Here is a 15,240-nt window from a genome sequence, read left to right as displayed (position 1 = left end):
AAATTATAAAAGTACTAAATCCTTTAGAAAATAAACTATAAATATTACCTTATTAGCTTTGAAAAATTCATTATAAATAAAGAAAAGTGACTTTGTCACTTTTCTTAAAATATCTTAAACTTCTCAATATACTTGAGAAGTTTCTGTAATTTTTAATTCCTTGCCCTTTATTTTATCATAAAATTATCCATATATATTTTTATAAGAATCCCCTTAAATCCTCTTCTTCTTTAATTTCATTTAATAAATGCTTTATTTCTTGATCTTTAGATTTGTCCATTACCAATATAACATCCCCAGCATCTACAATAACTAAGTCCTTAAGCCCAAAGCCAATAATTAAATTTTTACCTCCAAATACAGAGCAGTTTTCACTACTATTCAAAAAAGCTGGTCCAGATATACTATTTCCTCTATAGCACTTTAAAAATCTCGTAAGTGCTGCAAAGCTACCTATGTCATCCCAAGTAAATTCACATTTTATCACATAAGCCTTACGAGTCTTCTGCATTATTCCAAAATCTACAGATATTCCGTCTATAAGGTTATACTGTTCCTTAATAATATCCTCCTCATATTCTTCACCTATATGCATATAAATCTCCGTTATACAGCTATGCATCTTAGGAAGATATTTTTCCATTTCTCTTAAATATACATCTGCCCTCCATACAAACATACCGCTATTCCAAAGATAGGTTCCTTTTAATAAAAAATCCTTAGCAACTTCAATATTAGGCTTTTCAGTAAATCTTTCAACTTTGAAGGTTGGAATATTTCCCCCTATAGGTTTACCCATTTCAATGTATCCATAACCAGTTTCTGGTCTTGTAGGATTTACCCCTATAGTAACCAATCCTCTCTTTTTTTCTGCTATCTCAATTGCCTGATTTAAAGTGTCGATAAATTGCTTTTCACCTTCTATATAGTGGTCCGATGGTAATACTACCATAACAGCATCTTTATCTTTCTTTAACAATTTAACAGCAGACAACCCTATACAAGTTGCAGTTTCTTTATTCGCCGGTTCTATAAATACATTCTCCTTGCTTATTTCAGGCAATTCTTCATATATCTTATCAATATATTCTTGATTTGTAACAACAAAGATATTTTCTTTACTTACTATTGGCTTAATTCTATCTACAGTATTTCTTAAAAAACTCTTATTGTTCACAGTTTTTAAAAACTGCTTGGGATTATTAGCTCTTGATAAGGGATACAATCTTGTTCCTTTTCCACCTGCCAGAATTAATGCGTACAACAAAATATCACCTTTACATATTGCTTAATTTCATACTATGATATCTTCTGTTTTTTTGTGATAATAACGGATAAATTTATATTCTATTCCATATAAAGTTATAAATATTTTTTATAATGCTGAAACTTTAATAAGGTTTTTAATTTATAATTCTTATTCAATTAGTTAGTTATTTTAATATAATTAAAGGGATTAAATTATTTTTTATTTATATTTATAATTTATTTTAGTTTTTGTTGACAAAGAAACAAAATTCACATATACTTAAATTGTTTCCCGGGAAACTTTTTTGAAGTAAAAGGAGGTAATATTATTAATAAGTCACATGTTCTTTTCCATAATTTTAAACAAGTATATGAAAAACAAGATTTATTAGGTAAGCTTACAGACATTCATGGATATTTCAATGATTTTCGGCTTTCAGAAGTACACTGTATTGATTTAATAGGAAAAATAGAGGATCCCAATGTTACTAAATTATCAGAAGCTCTAGATATGACAAGGGGAGCCATCAGTAAAATGACTAAAAGAATGTTGGAGCAAAATGTAATAACAAAATATCAAAAGCCAGACAATAAAAAAGAGATATATTTTGCACTCACCGACCTTGGAAAAGAAATTTATGTAAAACATGAAAAAGCACATAAAGATTATGAAAAAAGAGATCTAGAATTTTTTCAGCAAATAAAAGAAGAAGAACAAGATATTATAATTAAATTCTTAGAAGAGTTTAATCATCATTTAGAAAATAAAATTAAGGAGTTAGATATATATGAAGATTGATTTAACTGTTAAAATAAGCAAAGACATGTGGAATAAGCTTTGGAATGAAGCTTCAGAAAACAAAAAAATGACAATATTAGGCCATATAGGAACTCATTTTGATGTTATGGATAAAGAATTCTCGTTGGATAACACTGAAAGAAATGGAAAAGTATTTGATGTAGGTCATATTAAAGATAGGGAAATTGAAATAGACGATATAGATATAACAGCAATAAAAGAAAATGATTTTGTAATGTTTTATACAGGATCTTTAAAAGAAAAAGGATATGGTACAAAGGAATATTTTAAAGACTATCCTGAATTATCTGAAAAGCTAATTCAATGCCTTCTTAATAAGAAAGTAAGTATAATTGGTATAGATACAGCAGGAATAAGAAAACCTTCTGAGCATGTAAAAACAGATCAATATTGTGCTGATAATAATGTATTTGTTATTGAAAATCTTGACAATTTAGAAATATTGTTAGAGAAGACAATTAATAAAGAATTTAAGGTTCATACCTACCCAATAAACGTAGAAGGAATGTCAGGACTTTGTTGCAGGGTAATTGCTGAAGTTTAAAGTAAAAAAATCTTAGAGAAATTTTCTCTAAGATTTTTTATTGAAGACGCCTTATATAGACTTTATTATCTCTATAATTAATTTAGTGGAATCTATCAAATCTTTTATGTGTAAATGCTCCTCCAATGTATGAGGCTTTCTTTCCCCTATTCCTAAGTTTACTGCTTTTATTCCATTAGCATTTAATACATTTGTATCACTTCCACCACCTGTGGCAGCAATTGATATTGGAAATCCTAAGCTGCTAGAAGCATTTTTTACAATCTCAACTATTCTATCACTTTCTTCTACAGAAAATGCACCATACATTCTTTGTACATCTATATCAACTTCTGCACCAAATTTTTCTGCAGCATCTTTTAAACATTTAACCATATGTTCTGATTGTTTATCTAATTTTTCATTAACTAAACTTCTAGCTTCAGCCTTTATAGTTAATTCTGGTGATACTATATTTGTAGGACCATCTGCAATCATTGAACCTATATTAGCAGTTGTATCTTCATCAATTCTAAGTAATTTCATATTACTTATAGCATGTGAAGCTACTTCTATAGCACTTATTCCTTCTTCTGGACAAACACCAGCGTGAGCAGGTCTTCCTTTTACTACTGCTGTTATTTTATCTTGAGCAGGTCCTTTAACTATAATTTTTCCTGGTTCTCCACCGCTATCAAGCACAAATCCTAATTTAGAATTTAACTTACTATAATCTAAATTTTTAGAACCAAATAATCCGCCTTCCTCATAGATTGTGAATGCTATTTCAATTGGTCCATGCTCTATATTGTTTTCTTTTATAACTCTTAACGCTTCAACTACAGCAGCTATTCCTGCTTTATCATCTCCACCTAATATAGTTGTTCCATCACTATATATAATATCATCTTTTATAATAGGTTTTATATCATTTCCTGGAGACACTGTATCCAAGTGACAACTGAATAATATTGGTTCTACATCTTTTGTTCCTGCAAGCTTACCTATAACGTTTCCAGTATTTGAACCTACTTTTTCTCCTGCATCATCAATTGTCACTTCTAGCCCAATTTCTCTAAGTTCATTTGCTATAAAATCTGCAAACTGTTTTTCATTTTTAGTTTCACTGTCAATTTGAACATATTTTAAAAACTCGGTTACTATTCTATCTCTATTTACCATAACATCCTCCATCTTTAATCAATTGACAATTGAAAATGGACAATTGACAATTGAGGTTGAAATTATTTTTATATAAAATAATTTCTTCAAATTTGTTTTAAACTAGCAATATAATTGCTAGTTATTACGTGGCGAACACTGTTCGCCGCTACAGAATCAATTATAAATTTCTTAGTTTCCACTGAGAAATATCCATAATTGTAAATTGTGAATTAAAGAAAAAGGCACCATACAGTGCCTTTAATTTTTATCCAAAGAATAATGGTGCTCCTGGTCCTAAGTTAAATCCTAGCAGGTACCAAACTATTAATAATACTGTCCATCCTAATAAGAATATTAATGTATACGGAAGCATCATAGATATTAATGTACCTATTCCTGACTCTTCATCATAAACTTGCGCTGTTGTTACTATGAACGCAAAGTAACTCATAAGCGGTGATATAATGTTTGTTGATGAATCTCCTATTCTATATGCAACTTGAGTTAACTCTGGAGAGAAACCAAGCTTCATAAACATTGGTACAAATACTGGCGCCATGATTGCCCATTTAGCAGAAGCTGAACCCATAAACAGATTTATGAATCCTGATAATAATACAAAGGCAACTATTAATGGTAGACCTTTAAATTTTAATGCTTCTAAGAATGCTGCTCCTTTTACTGCTAATACTGTACCTAATTGAGTATAGTTAAAGTAAGCTATAAATTGAGAAGCCGCGAAAGCAAGTACCAAATATCCACCCATGCTTGCCATTGCTTTAGACATAGCACTTACAATTTGTTTATCATTTTTTATTGTTCCTGAGCCTATACCATATCCAACTGCTGGTATGAAGAAGAATAACATTATTATAAATACTATTCCGTTCATAAATGGAGAGTGTCCAAGAATTTCTCCTGTTTCAGGATTTCTTAATATACCGTTAGCTGGTATTAATAATAAACATAATGCTCCTATAAATAATAGGAATGCAATTCCAGCAAATAAAAGTCCTCTTTTTTCTTCTTTACTTATTTTATCTAGTTTTATTTCCGCTGAGTTTCCTTTGTATTCACCAAGTCTTGGCTCAACAATTTTCTCAGTTACTAATGTACCTAATATTGTGATTAAGAATGTAGACACAAACATAAATGCCCAGTTTGCCATTGGTCCTACTGTATAAGTTGGATCTATCATTTTAGCAGCTTCCGTACTTATACCACCTAATAATGGGTCAATAGTTCCTATAATTAAGTTAGCGCTAAATCCTCCAGAAACCCCTGCAAAAGCAGCTGCAATACCAGCAAGTGGATTTCTTTTAAAACTTGCGAATATTAAGGCGCCTAATGGTATTAGAACTATGTATCCTGCATCTGATGCTATGTTTGACATTATACCTGCAAATACAACAACTGCTGTTATTAAACTTTTAGGAGTTGATAAAACTAATTTTCTAATTAATGTTGATATAAGTCCTGTACCTTCTGCAACTCCAACTCCTAGCATTGCAACTAGTACTGTTCCTAATGGAGCAAATCCTGTAAAGTTAGTAACAGCATTTTCAAACATGTATCTTATTCCATCTGGTGTCAATAAGCTAACTACACTAACTATTGTATCTTTAGCTTCATAAACTCCTGCATCATTTTTTGCGATTTTTGTGAAATTAACAGCCACTTCAGCTTTATAACAAATATGTGATACTATCATAACAATAACACATAGTATAAAGAAGATTGTTACTGGGTGCGGCAGTGCATTTCCAGCTTTTTCTACACCGTCAAGAAATTTTTGAAACAAACTTTTTCTTTTCTTTTCAGCCATAATTACCTCCTAATATTTTATTTTTTGTTCAAATAGATTAAACATTCTTAAATGTAATCCATTACTTAATAGCTTGTACGAATTTTCGACAAATTCATACAAAAGTGCTACTGATATTAGAATATTATCATATGACTTTCCCCTAGTCAATCCATTTTATTGTCAAAAAAATTTTAAAAATATAAATTATATTAAAAATAAATTAATTGTACTATAAATTAGATTATATGTAAATTAGTAGTACATTTAGTTCAACATTTTAAAGTATTATGACGTATCAAATACTGTATTATATATATAAACAATACTGTATAAAAGGTAATATTATTTTATATTTTAAGATATATAAAGGTTGTATCTTTATCTTATTCTTTAGTTTGAATATTCTAATTAACTGTATTTTCTAAAAATTATAATCAGAATATAAAAAGCTAATGTAATATTTTCAAAAATATTACATTAGCTTCTTACAAATACAAATTAACTTTTACTTTTCTCTATCTTTATTTAAGATATCAACAATATTTAATCTTCTCGATTCTTTTAGTACCTTTACAAATTTTTTTACTATGGATTAAAAATTAAGAATTAAAGATAAAAAATTATTGAATTTAAGTTTTTATCATTCTATATAAACCTCTACTGTATCTCCATTCTCACTTTTAATATCAACAATAGTTCCTTCTATTCCTGAATCAATAGCTTCCATAATTGCACCTACATCTACACCATTTTCCTGTAACTGTGGTATATTTTTTATAGAATTTCCAAAAGCTTTAATTACCTTTAAAGGTATACTCATATTTACCTTATCACTATTATCTTTCTGAGAAGTAACTTTGATTTTTAAGCTTTTTTCCAATTTATCAAATTTATTTTGAATAATAATTTCACTTTTATCATTATTAAGTGATTGAATAAGCTTAGCCCCCTCCTCAGCAGTAATTTTGTTTTCAGAAATCATTTTTGTAATCCTTAATACTTCTTCATTCATAATTAACACTCCCCAATATTATTCAATTACTTTTTTAGCATTTCTATTGCCTGTTCTGCTGTAATTTCTCCTAGCTCTAACATATTTAATATGTCATCATTGCTATCATTCTTTCTAGCTAATTTGTACCCCAGTGCTTCTACTACATCATCAAGTTTTGCTCTTACTGTTGGATAAGATATTTTTAATTCTTTCTCAACATCCTTAATACTTCCTCTACACTTTAAAAATACCTCCATAAAATGTATTTGTTCATCATTCAAGTAGTTTATAGCTGGTAAATCAAATTCATTTTCTATTACTGTATTGCATGTGTTACATTTTAATCTTGTGATTTTAAGGTTAGAAGCACATACCGGACATTTACTTATAAGTTTGTACATAGTAATCACTTCCATTTATTGTTTTATAATTTAATTATACTATACATTTTATATTTTTCAATATATATTTTAAACATTTTAATTAAAACTATCAAATAAGTTAATATTATTAATTTATTTATTAATAATATTAATTTTTATAGTTCATACTTTATGATAAATTAATTTATTATAATATATATTCTTATACTGAAATAAGTTTCATAGTAAAAATTTATTATAGAACAATAATATATGTTTATTCATCAATTAAATACATTATATTCTAAATATTTACATTATTTATGTAATCTGTATATTGATAATAAGTTAACAAAGAGTTATAATCTATATGAACTAGTTATAAAAATCATATTATAGGGGGGATATTTATGTTTAAAAAATTTACTAACGGCTGTGTTAAGTTAGTACAGAAGTATTTACCTGATCCATTTATCTTTGCTTCAGCACTTACTTTTATTGTTTTCATCCTAGGAATATTCTTAACTAAACAAAGTCCGTTAGATATGGTAAAACATTGGGGTAATGGTTTCTGGACCCTACTTGCCTTCTCAATGCAAATGGCTTTAGTACTTGTACTTGGACATGCTTTAGCTAATGCACCTGCATTTAATAAGCTACTTAAAAGACTAGCACGAATTCCCAAAACACCTTTTCAAGCAATCATAACTGTTACCATGGTATCTTTGTTAGCTTGTTGCATAAATTGGGGCTTTGGTCTTGTTATAGGAGCAATATTTGCAAAAGAAATTGCTAAAGTTGTAAAAAAGGTAGACTATCGTTTACTGATTGCTTCTGCTTATTCTGGCTTTTTAGTTTGGCATGCAGGACTTTCTGGATCAATCCCACTAACAATTGCTAGTGGTGGAGAGGATGTAAAAAAACTTACTCAAGGAGTAATCAATGCTCCTATACCTACTAGTGAAACTATTTTTAATCCTATTATGCTTGGAATTGTAATCGTTTTATTTCTAACCTTACCTTTAATAAATAGAGCAATGCATCCCAGTGAAAAAGAAACAGTAGTTATTGATCCTTCTTTATTAGAAGAGGCTAAGGTTGAAGTTGCTAGCGCTGTTGATATGACTCCTGCTGATAAAATTGAAAATAGTCCTGTAATTTCAATAGTTTTGTGTTTACTTGGTTTTTCTTATATAATTTATTACTTTATAGAAAATGGATTTAATTTAAATCTTGATATTGTTAACACTATATTCCTATTTTTAGGAGTTTTACTTCATAAAACACCTAAAAATTATGTAGCCGCTATATCAGACGCTGCAAAAGGTGCTTCTGGTATTTTACTACAATTTCCATTCTATGCTGGACTTACTGGAATGATGATTGGAGAAAATTCACTTGGCGTTTCAGTTGCTGGATTAATTTCAACCGGCTTTGTTTCAATTTCAAATAGAGTTACTTTCCCTGTATTTTCTTTTCTAAGTGCAGGTATAGTTAACTTCTTTGTTCCTTCTGGAGGTGGACAATGGGCAGTCCAAGCTCCTATTATGCTACCTGCTGGTCAAGCTTTAGGAGTATCTCCTGCAATAACCTCTATGTCTATTGCATGGGGTGATGCATGGACAAATATGATACAACCATTCTGGGCATTGCCAGCTTTAGGAATTGCTGGATTAGGTGCTAAGGACATAATGGGATACTGTCTAGTTGACCTTATATACTCAGGATTAATAATAACAGCTGGATTCCTATTGTGTGGTATCATATTCTAAAACAATTGGCTTTTTTCTAACATTTAAAGGGATAGTCTTAACTGTCCCTTCTTTTTATTAAATCTATGATTACATATTTGTACTATTTCTATTTACTGCAATGTAGATTCATGTAATATAAGTAAAAAAGCCTGAGATTAAAATCTTAGGCTTAATTATATATATATATAATTATTTTAAAATGAAGGTATTATGCTTCCATTATATTTTTCTTCTATAAATTTTTTAATTTTTTCTGAAGTTATAGCTTCGCATAGAGCTTTTATCTCTTCTTTATCTTCATCTCCACTTTTAACTGCTATTACATTAGAATAAGGTGATTCCTTATCTTCAATTACTATGGCATCTTTAGTAGGATTTAAATTGGCTTGTAAAGCATAATTTGTATTAATTATAGAAGCTTCTACATCATCTAAAGTTCTTGAAAGTTGAGGTGCCTCTATTTCTTGTATCTTTATATTCTTAGGATTTTCTACTATATCTAATTTAGAAACCAAATCTTTGTTTTGAAGTTTTATAATTTTATTTTCCTCTAATAGTTTTAATGCTCTTGATCCATTAGTAGGATCATTTGGTATTGTTATAGTTATACCGTCTTTTAATTCATCTAAGCTTTTTATTTTCTTTGAATATAACCCTAATGGCTCTAAATGAATTTTATTTAAGGCAACTATATTAGTTTTATGATTTTTATTGAATTCTTCGAGATATGGAATATGTTGAAAAAAGTTTGCATTCAGCTCACCATCTTCCAATGCTCTATTAGGTAATACATAGTCAGAAAAAACTTTAATTTCAAGTTCATATCCTTTTTCTTTTAATATTGGTTTAACTTCCTCTAATATTTCCGCATGAGGTACTGCTGTTGCACCTATTGTTATTTTTTTACTATCAACTTTTTTTCCACATGCTCCTAATGTAAAGATTAATAATCCACTTAATACTACTGATAAAATTTTTTTCATTTAAATTACCTCCCTATTACTTCAATTTCTTATAAACTATATTTCCAAAAGATTGAATGCATTGTACTAAAAGTATTAATACAATAATCGTATATATCATTACCTTATCATTAAACATATTATATCCGTACATTATAGCAACAGAACCTAATCCTCCTGCCCCTACTGCGCCAGCCATTGCTGAATATCCTATAATGGTGATTGTAGTTAAAGTTATAGCCGATATTATAGAAGGCATAGCTTCCTTTACTATTACCTTAAATAATATTTGAAGATTGCTAGCTCCAAAGGATTTTGCTGCTTCTATCAATGATTTATCTACCTCATTTAACGCTGACTCTACTACCCTTGCAACAAAAGGCGCTGCTCCTATAGTTAAAGGTACAATTGCTGCTTTTTCACCAATTATTGATCCTGTTAAAACTTTAGTTAAAGGGATTATAGCTATTATTAATATTATAAAAGGAAATGATCTTAAAATATTTATAACCACATCTAGAGCTTTGTATATTAATCTATTAGGTCTTAATCCCTTTCTCTTAGTAACTGTTAATACTAATGCTAATAAAAATCCTAGCACTACAGCAAATAGTGTAGACCAAAATACCATGTATAAAGTCTCTAAAAAACCCTTTAATAATATATCTTTTAGTAAGGTTATAATCTCACTACTCATTATTAATCACCTCCCAAGATATATTTTTACTTGAAAGATAATTAATAACTTTTTCTTTATTACAATTATCAATATTAATTACGAGACTTCCTAACACGTCGTCTCTAAACCTTTCAAGTTTTCCCCATACTATAGACATATCGATATTTAATTCTCTTGCCATAGAAGTTATAATACTTTCATTTGATGTCTCTTTAGGGAAAAATAATCTTATATTTACTCCACTATCTGGAACAATATCTTCCTCTCCTATTAATCTCTTTAAAGCTTTAGGAGGCTTTATGAAAAGTTCTTCAACTTCTCCCATTTCTACTACTTCTCCACTTTCCATAATTGCAACCCTATTACAAACTTCTCTTATCACTTCCATTTGATGAGTAACTATAATTATGGTTATGTTAAGTTTTTCATTAATCTTTCTAAGAAGATTTAGTATATCCTTAGTTGTTTTTGGATCTAATGCAGAAGTTGCTTCATCACATAAAAGTATATGTGGGTCTAAAGCTAATGCCCTAGCTATTGCTACTCTTTGTTTTTGTCCTCCACTAAGCTCTTTAGGTTTAGAATTAATTTTTTCTTCTAAATTAACTACCTTTAATAGTTCTAAGACTTTTGATTTTATATAGTTCTTATCAAATCCCCAACATTCCAATGGTAACGCAATATTTTCAAATACAGTTTTCCTTTCAAGAAGAGAAAAGTTTTGAAAAATCATTCCTAAATTTCTTCTAAACTCTCTCAGTTCCTTGCCTTGCAAATTATTTATTTCCCTATTTTCTATTTTTATAGTGCCACTATCATACTCCTCTAGTTTATTTAGACATCTTAGTAATGTAGACTTACCTACACCACTATGTCCAACTATGCCAAATATTTCTCCTCTATTTATCTTTAAGTTTATATCCTTCAGTACTTTTAAGTCTCCGAAGCTTTTTTCTACTGACAGAATTTCTATCAAAAGTATCACCCCTTTTTTCATTACACAATTCGGTATAGAGTACATCTATTTCATAATTAAAAATAATTCTTAATATTACTAAAAACTTATGTATTACTACAGTTTTCATTTTATTATTTCATCAGAATAGAGCCATAACTCAAACTTAAGTCAAACTTTATATCTTACTAGTAAAAAATAGATATTGTATATTAATTAATTGTTTTATCTTACATACATTAGATAATAAGTATTATCCATAAATAGTAAATATTGTATAATAAATATTATTCGCGAATAAATAAATTAAAGCCCGAGGAAATCCTCGGGCTTGATATACCAAAGCATCCTCATCTCTCAACATAATGTTGCAGGATTTAGCACCAATGTACATAACGTACTGGTTGCCGGGCTTCATAGGGCCAGTCCCTCCACCGCTCTTAATAAGATTTAGTATCTATTATTAATTTTTTCTTTTTTATCATTTTATATCTATTTTGGATTTATTTCAAGTACTTTTTTAAAACTTTTTAATTCTTTTTCAATTTTGCTTTAAATTTTTTTATTCCCCCACCTACATAATCTCTATATACAAATAGTAGAAGACCAATTTCACCTATTCCTATCAATATATAGGTTAAGTTGACTTCCATAAAGGTTGAGTACAATACATAGAGTGTTAATGCTACAGTCATTATAGAGAATTCCTTTATATGATAATTAACTTTAAAATGTTTTAAAGATATGAAAGTTCTCATAGCAAAGAATATTATATAAGAAATTCCTGTTGAAATAGCTGCACCTTTTGCACCATATATAGGTACTAATATAATATTACCTATTATATTAGTTATGCATGATACTGCTGCAATGTATATATGTGATCTAGGATTTTTAAGAAAATTAATTCCCATAACAGTAGTCTCGGAGATTGTGTACATTATTGGCATAAAACTTAAGAATGGAATTAAGAAAATAGCACTTCTATATTCTTTACCAAGCAATAATATTATTAAATCTCTAAATAATATTAGAAGTATGCCTCCAAGCATCATTACCACTGTTATTAATAAATTCATCTTCTCAAAAAACTTTGTATCATTAGGGTCTTTTTCATAACGCTCAAATGCTACTGGAACCCAAAATGTTGTAAAAGAACTTTGAATTATATTTAATATAGAAATAATTTTAAAAGCTGATCCATATATTCCAACTTCATTCAAGTCATTAAAATGTTTAATTGCTATCTTATCTGCTGATTGGAAAAGCCAAGTGATTACAAAAGTAAATAACAATGGTATTCCATATTCTAATATTTCTTTCTGACTTCTCTTATAATCTTTTTTATTTAAGGTAAATATGTTCCAATAATTGAGTTCTACTACTACCCCCACCAATGTGACTACAAGATTAGAGAAAAAAGCTGCATAAGCTAATGTTCTAAAATCTCTGTTAAAAAATCCTGCTGATAGAAGTATAAATATTAAATTTGAAACTTTCTGTGCTATTAAAAGTGCAGAATATGTTTTTCCCTTTTGCTGCATTCTAATTAGCATAGTTGCAAATCTATTAAGTATTAGAAATGTTGTATGTACTATTAATAATATAATTATTCTTATACTATACTCTCCAAATAAATAGTTAGATATTTGTTTTCCAAATAAAACCAATATTAATATAGAAGCTATATTTAGTATAAAAGGAATTTTTAAACAACTAAAGAGTAAGTTCTTTCTGTCCTCTTCTTTCTCTTCATAAAAAAATCTAACAAAGGCTTGGTCTATTCCACAAATTATAAAAGCCATCGTTATATTTGTGTATAACTCAAACATTGAAAATTTACCAAATTCCTCTGGCGATAAAAGTCTAGTAGTTATAGGAGTTGTTAAAACTGCTATAAGAATGCTAATCCAACTTCCAATGGAAAAAGATAAAAACTTACTTATCAAACTATTCTTCTTCATAATAGTTCTCCTTCATTTAACGTTCTCTTTATAGTTGCCTTAAAAGACATATAACTTTATTTTATACTTCTATATTATTATGTCAATATTTTAGTTCTCTTAACATATAGTCATAATGATTAAAAAGTTATTGTATATCTAAGTATAGCTGTGCCTTTAAATATTTTAATTAACAACTTTATCAATGGAGAATTGACGATGGACAATTGACAATTGAGGTTGAAATTAACTCTTTACGAATAATTTCTTTAACTAACTTTTTATTAAGAATATAAATGCTAGTTTTTATAAGAAGTTACTGTGTAACTTAAAAAATAAATTAATTCTAAATTTCTCAGTAAAACTGAGAAATGTCCATAATTGTCAACCGCCAATTCCTAATTAGTTAAAGCATCTTAATTTTTCATACAATAAATTAAGATGCTTTTAATCTTTCTGTAGTATATAAAAAACTATTTCTTAATATAGCTTTTATTAAATGCCAATACTCCTCTATTTATATAATCTTTATAAAGGAAATATAGTAATAAAAGCTCTCCAATTCCTATAAATATGTAAGTCATATTTGCTTTATTAAAAGTAGCATATAATATATAGGAGCTAAATGCTAATGTCATAATTGAAAATTTTTTCAAGTGATAATTGACTTTAAAATGCTTTAACGAGATAAAAGTTCTCATTATAAAAAATATTATATTAGAAAGTCCTGTAGAAATGGCAGCTCCTTTCCCCCCATAAATAGGAACTAATATAATGTTTCCTATTAAATTTAATATACAGCACACTACTGAAATATGAATATGAGCCTTAGGATTTTTAAGAAAATTAATTCCTATAACAGTAGTTTCAGATATGGTATACATTATTGGCATAAGTGTTAAAAATGGAATAATAAATCTAGCTGTTCTATACTCTGGACCAAGAATAAATATTATTACATCTCTAAAAAGTATTAAGAGTATTCCTCCTAAAAACATAACTATTGTTATAATTTGATTTACATCCTCAAAAAATCTTACATTTTCCGGCTCCTTCTTATATTTTTCAAAAGCAACAGGTGTCCAAAAGGTTGAAAAAGAGTTTTTAACTATATCAATTAACACTATGACAAAACCTGCTGAACCATAGATTCCAACTTCTGTTCTTCCACAAAAATATTCTATAGTCCCCTTATCTGTTAATTGAAATAAGATAGATATTAACGTTGTAAATGCTAATGGAAATCCATAACTTAAAATTTCTTTTTGAGTTTTGCCATTCTGGTACTTTTTTAAAGTGAAAGGATTCCATATATCTAATTCTACTAATATAGCAATAAGTGTAACTACTAGATTTGAGAAAAAGGAGGCATATGCTAAAGTCATAAAATCACTACCATAGCTAATGCTATAAACTATTATAAAAATTAAATTTGAAATTTTTTGTGCTACTACTAATGCAGAAAAAGTTTTTCCTTTTTGTTTCATTCTAATTATCGTTGTAGAAAACCTATTAAGTATTAAGAAAGTAGTATGCAGTCCTAATAGTATAATTATTCTTTTATTACCTTCAAATAAATATGAACTAATAGCATTTCCGAATATAATCAAAAATAATATAGAAAAAAGATTAGCTATAAAAGGTATTTTTAAACAATTAAAAAGCAAATTTTTTCTATACTTTTCATCTTCATCATAAAAAAATCTAATAAAAGCACTATCAGTACCACAAATAATACATGCCATAGCAACACTTGTATACATTCCGAATATTTCAAAACCGCCCAAATCGTAAGGACCTATAAGCCTCGTAACAAGCGGTGCTTGAATAAATCCTATTATAATAGCTATCCAGCTTCCAATAGAAAAAGATAAAAACTTCTTAAATAAATTATTCTTACTCATAATTAAACTCCTAAATCCTATCTAGTAAAATCCATTATAAAAAATAATGGGGACTTTAATTTTATAATATTAAAAAATAAACTAAACTATAAGGCTTAGTTTAAACATAATTATTCTATAACTTT

General features: G+C 28.2%; 13 protein-coding genes and 1 riboswitch. Of the genes, 3 read left to right on the top strand and 10 right to left on the bottom strand.

The window, feature by feature from the left end; translation table 11 throughout:
* Positions 1 to 199: 199 nt before the first annotated feature.
* Positions 200 to 1,267 (bottom strand): mannose-1-phosphate guanylyltransferase, encoded by a 1,068-nt coding sequence (locus tag ACY1IQ_RS11910; RefSeq protein WP_461614121.1) that lies wholly within the window; start codon positions 1,265 to 1,267, stop codon positions 200 to 202.
* A gap of 249 nt (positions 1,268 to 1,516) precedes the next feature.
* Here ACY1IQ_RS11910 and ACY1IQ_RS11905 point away from each other — a divergent pair, with 249 nt between their 5' ends.
* Together ACY1IQ_RS11905 and ACY1IQ_RS11900 are read left to right on the top strand one after the other, a co-directional pair.
* Entirely contained in the window at positions 1,517 to 2,047 is a 531-nt protein-coding gene (locus ACY1IQ_RS11905; protein WP_461614126.1) for a MarR family transcriptional regulator, read from the top strand.
* Positions 2,037 to 2,612: a cyclase family protein gene (locus ACY1IQ_RS11900; protein WP_461614120.1), complete on the top strand. Its 576-nt coding sequence runs from the start codon at positions 2,037 to 2,039 to the stop codon at positions 2,610 to 2,612. The genes ACY1IQ_RS11905 and ACY1IQ_RS11900 overlap by 11 nt, the downstream gene beginning before the upstream one ends.
* A 51-nt stretch (positions 2,613 to 2,663) precedes the next feature.
* On the opposite strand, the gene ACY1IQ_RS11895 is transcribed toward ACY1IQ_RS11900, so the two are convergent.
* The 4 genes from ACY1IQ_RS11895 to ACY1IQ_RS11880 all read right to left on the bottom strand — a co-directional run bounded on the left by ACY1IQ_RS11895 (position 2,664) and on the right by ACY1IQ_RS11880 (position 6,957).
* Positions 2,664 to 3,773: a M20/M25/M40 family metallo-hydrolase gene (locus tag ACY1IQ_RS11895; protein ID WP_461614119.1), complete on the bottom strand. Its 1,110-nt coding sequence runs from the start codon at positions 3,771 to 3,773 to the stop codon at positions 2,664 to 2,666.
* A gap of 247 nt (positions 3,774 to 4,020) precedes the next feature.
* Positions 4,021 to 5,580: an AbgT family transporter gene (locus tag ACY1IQ_RS11890; protein WP_461614118.1), complete on the bottom strand. Its 1,560-nt coding sequence runs from the start codon at positions 5,578 to 5,580 to the stop codon at positions 4,021 to 4,023.
* Positions 5,581 to 6,202: 622 nt separating this feature from the next.
* Positions 6,203 to 6,574 (bottom strand): SHOCT-like domain-containing protein, encoded by a 372-nt coding sequence (locus ACY1IQ_RS11885; protein WP_461614117.1) that lies wholly within the window; start codon positions 6,572 to 6,574, stop codon positions 6,203 to 6,205.
* A 26-nt stretch (positions 6,575 to 6,600) separates the two neighbouring features.
* On the bottom strand, positions 6,601 to 6,957 hold the full coding sequence (locus tag ACY1IQ_RS11880; protein WP_039635092.1) for a DUF2089 domain-containing protein: 357 nt from the start codon (positions 6,955 to 6,957) through the stop codon (positions 6,601 to 6,603).
* Positions 6,958 to 7,328: 371 nt separating this feature from the next.
* On the opposite strand from ACY1IQ_RS11880, the gene ACY1IQ_RS11875 reads away from it, so the two are divergent.
* Positions 7,329 to 8,690 carry a short-chain fatty acid transporter gene (locus tag ACY1IQ_RS11875; protein WP_461614116.1) on the top strand — a complete coding sequence of 454 codons (1,362 nt, stop codon included), beginning with the start codon at positions 7,329 to 7,331 and terminating at the stop codon, positions 8,688 to 8,690.
* A gap of 176 nt (positions 8,691 to 8,866) precedes the next feature.
* On the opposite strand, the gene ACY1IQ_RS11870 is transcribed toward ACY1IQ_RS11875, so the two are convergent.
* The 5 genes from ACY1IQ_RS11870 to ACY1IQ_RS11850 all read right to left on the bottom strand — a co-directional run bounded on the left by ACY1IQ_RS11870 (position 8,867) and on the right by ACY1IQ_RS11850 (position 15,115).
* Positions 8,867 to 9,655: a MetQ/NlpA family ABC transporter substrate-binding protein gene (locus tag ACY1IQ_RS11870; RefSeq protein ID WP_461614115.1), complete on the bottom strand. Its 789-nt coding sequence runs from the start codon at positions 9,653 to 9,655 to the stop codon at positions 8,867 to 8,869.
* A 16-nt stretch (positions 9,656 to 9,671) separates the two neighbouring features.
* Complete coding sequence (locus ACY1IQ_RS11865) at positions 9,672 to 10,331, bottom strand: methionine ABC transporter permease (protein ID WP_461614114.1); 660 nt, start codon at positions 10,329 to 10,331, stop codon at positions 9,672 to 9,674.
* Entirely contained in the window at positions 10,324 to 11,289 is a 966-nt protein-coding gene (locus ACY1IQ_RS11860) for a methionine ABC transporter ATP-binding protein (RefSeq protein ID WP_461614125.1), read from the bottom strand. Before ACY1IQ_RS11860 ends, ACY1IQ_RS11865 begins: the two co-directional genes overlap by 8 nt.
* Before the next feature lie 326 nt (positions 11,290 to 11,615).
* A riboswitch (SAM riboswitch) is annotated at positions 11,616 to 11,718 on the bottom strand.
* 80 nt (positions 11,719 to 11,798) lie between these two features.
* Positions 11,799 to 13,232: a lipopolysaccharide biosynthesis protein gene (locus ACY1IQ_RS11855; RefSeq protein ID WP_461614113.1), complete on the bottom strand. Its 1,434-nt coding sequence runs from the start codon at positions 13,230 to 13,232 to the stop codon at positions 11,799 to 11,801.
* A 452-nt stretch (positions 13,233 to 13,684) separates the two neighbouring features.
* Entirely contained in the window at positions 13,685 to 15,115 is a 1,431-nt protein-coding gene (locus ACY1IQ_RS11850) for an oligosaccharide flippase family protein (protein ID WP_461614112.1), read from the bottom strand.
* Between the last annotated feature and the right edge of the window lie 125 nt (positions 15,116 to 15,240).

The sequence above is a fragment of the Clostridium sp. Marseille-QA1073 genome (assembly GCF_054863625.1).
The sequence above is the reverse complement of the archived record's forward strand: the minus strand, read 5'-3'. Positions and strand labels throughout refer to the sequence as shown.

Coding starts and splice junctions, on each gene's coding strand:
- ACY1IQ_RS11890 (WP_461614118.1), bottom strand. CDS start 5,580: ATGGCTGAAAAGAAAAGAAAAAGTTTGTTTCAAAAATTTCTTGACGGT.
- ACY1IQ_RS11870 (WP_461614115.1), bottom strand. CDS start 9,655: ATGAAAAAAATTTTATCAGTAGTATTAAGTGGATTATTAATCTTTACA.
- ACY1IQ_RS11885 (WP_461614117.1), bottom strand. CDS start 6,574: ATGAATGAAGAAGTATTAAGGATTACAAAAATGATTTCTGAAAACAAA.
- ACY1IQ_RS11875 (WP_461614116.1), top strand. CDS start 7,329: ATGTTTAAAAAATTTACTAACGGCTGTGTTAAGTTAGTACAGAAGTAT.
- ACY1IQ_RS11900 (WP_461614120.1), top strand. CDS start 2,037: ATGAAGATTGATTTAACTGTTAAAATAAGCAAAGACATGTGGAATAAG.
- ACY1IQ_RS11895 (WP_461614119.1), bottom strand. CDS start 3,773: ATGGTAAATAGAGATAGAATAGTAACCGAGTTTTTAAAATATGTTCAA.
- ACY1IQ_RS11865 (WP_461614114.1), bottom strand. CDS start 10,331: ATGAGTAGTGAGATTATAACCTTACTAAAAGATATATTATTAAAGGGT.
- ACY1IQ_RS11880 (WP_039635092.1), bottom strand. CDS start 6,957: ATGTACAAACTTATAAGTAAATGTCCGGTATGTGCTTCTAACCTTAAA.
- ACY1IQ_RS11855 (WP_461614113.1), bottom strand. CDS start 13,232: ATGAAGAAGAATAGTTTGATAAGTAAGTTTTTATCTTTTTCCATTGGA.
- ACY1IQ_RS11850 (WP_461614112.1), bottom strand. CDS start 15,115: ATGAGTAAGAATAATTTATTTAAGAAGTTTTTATCTTTTTCTATTGGA.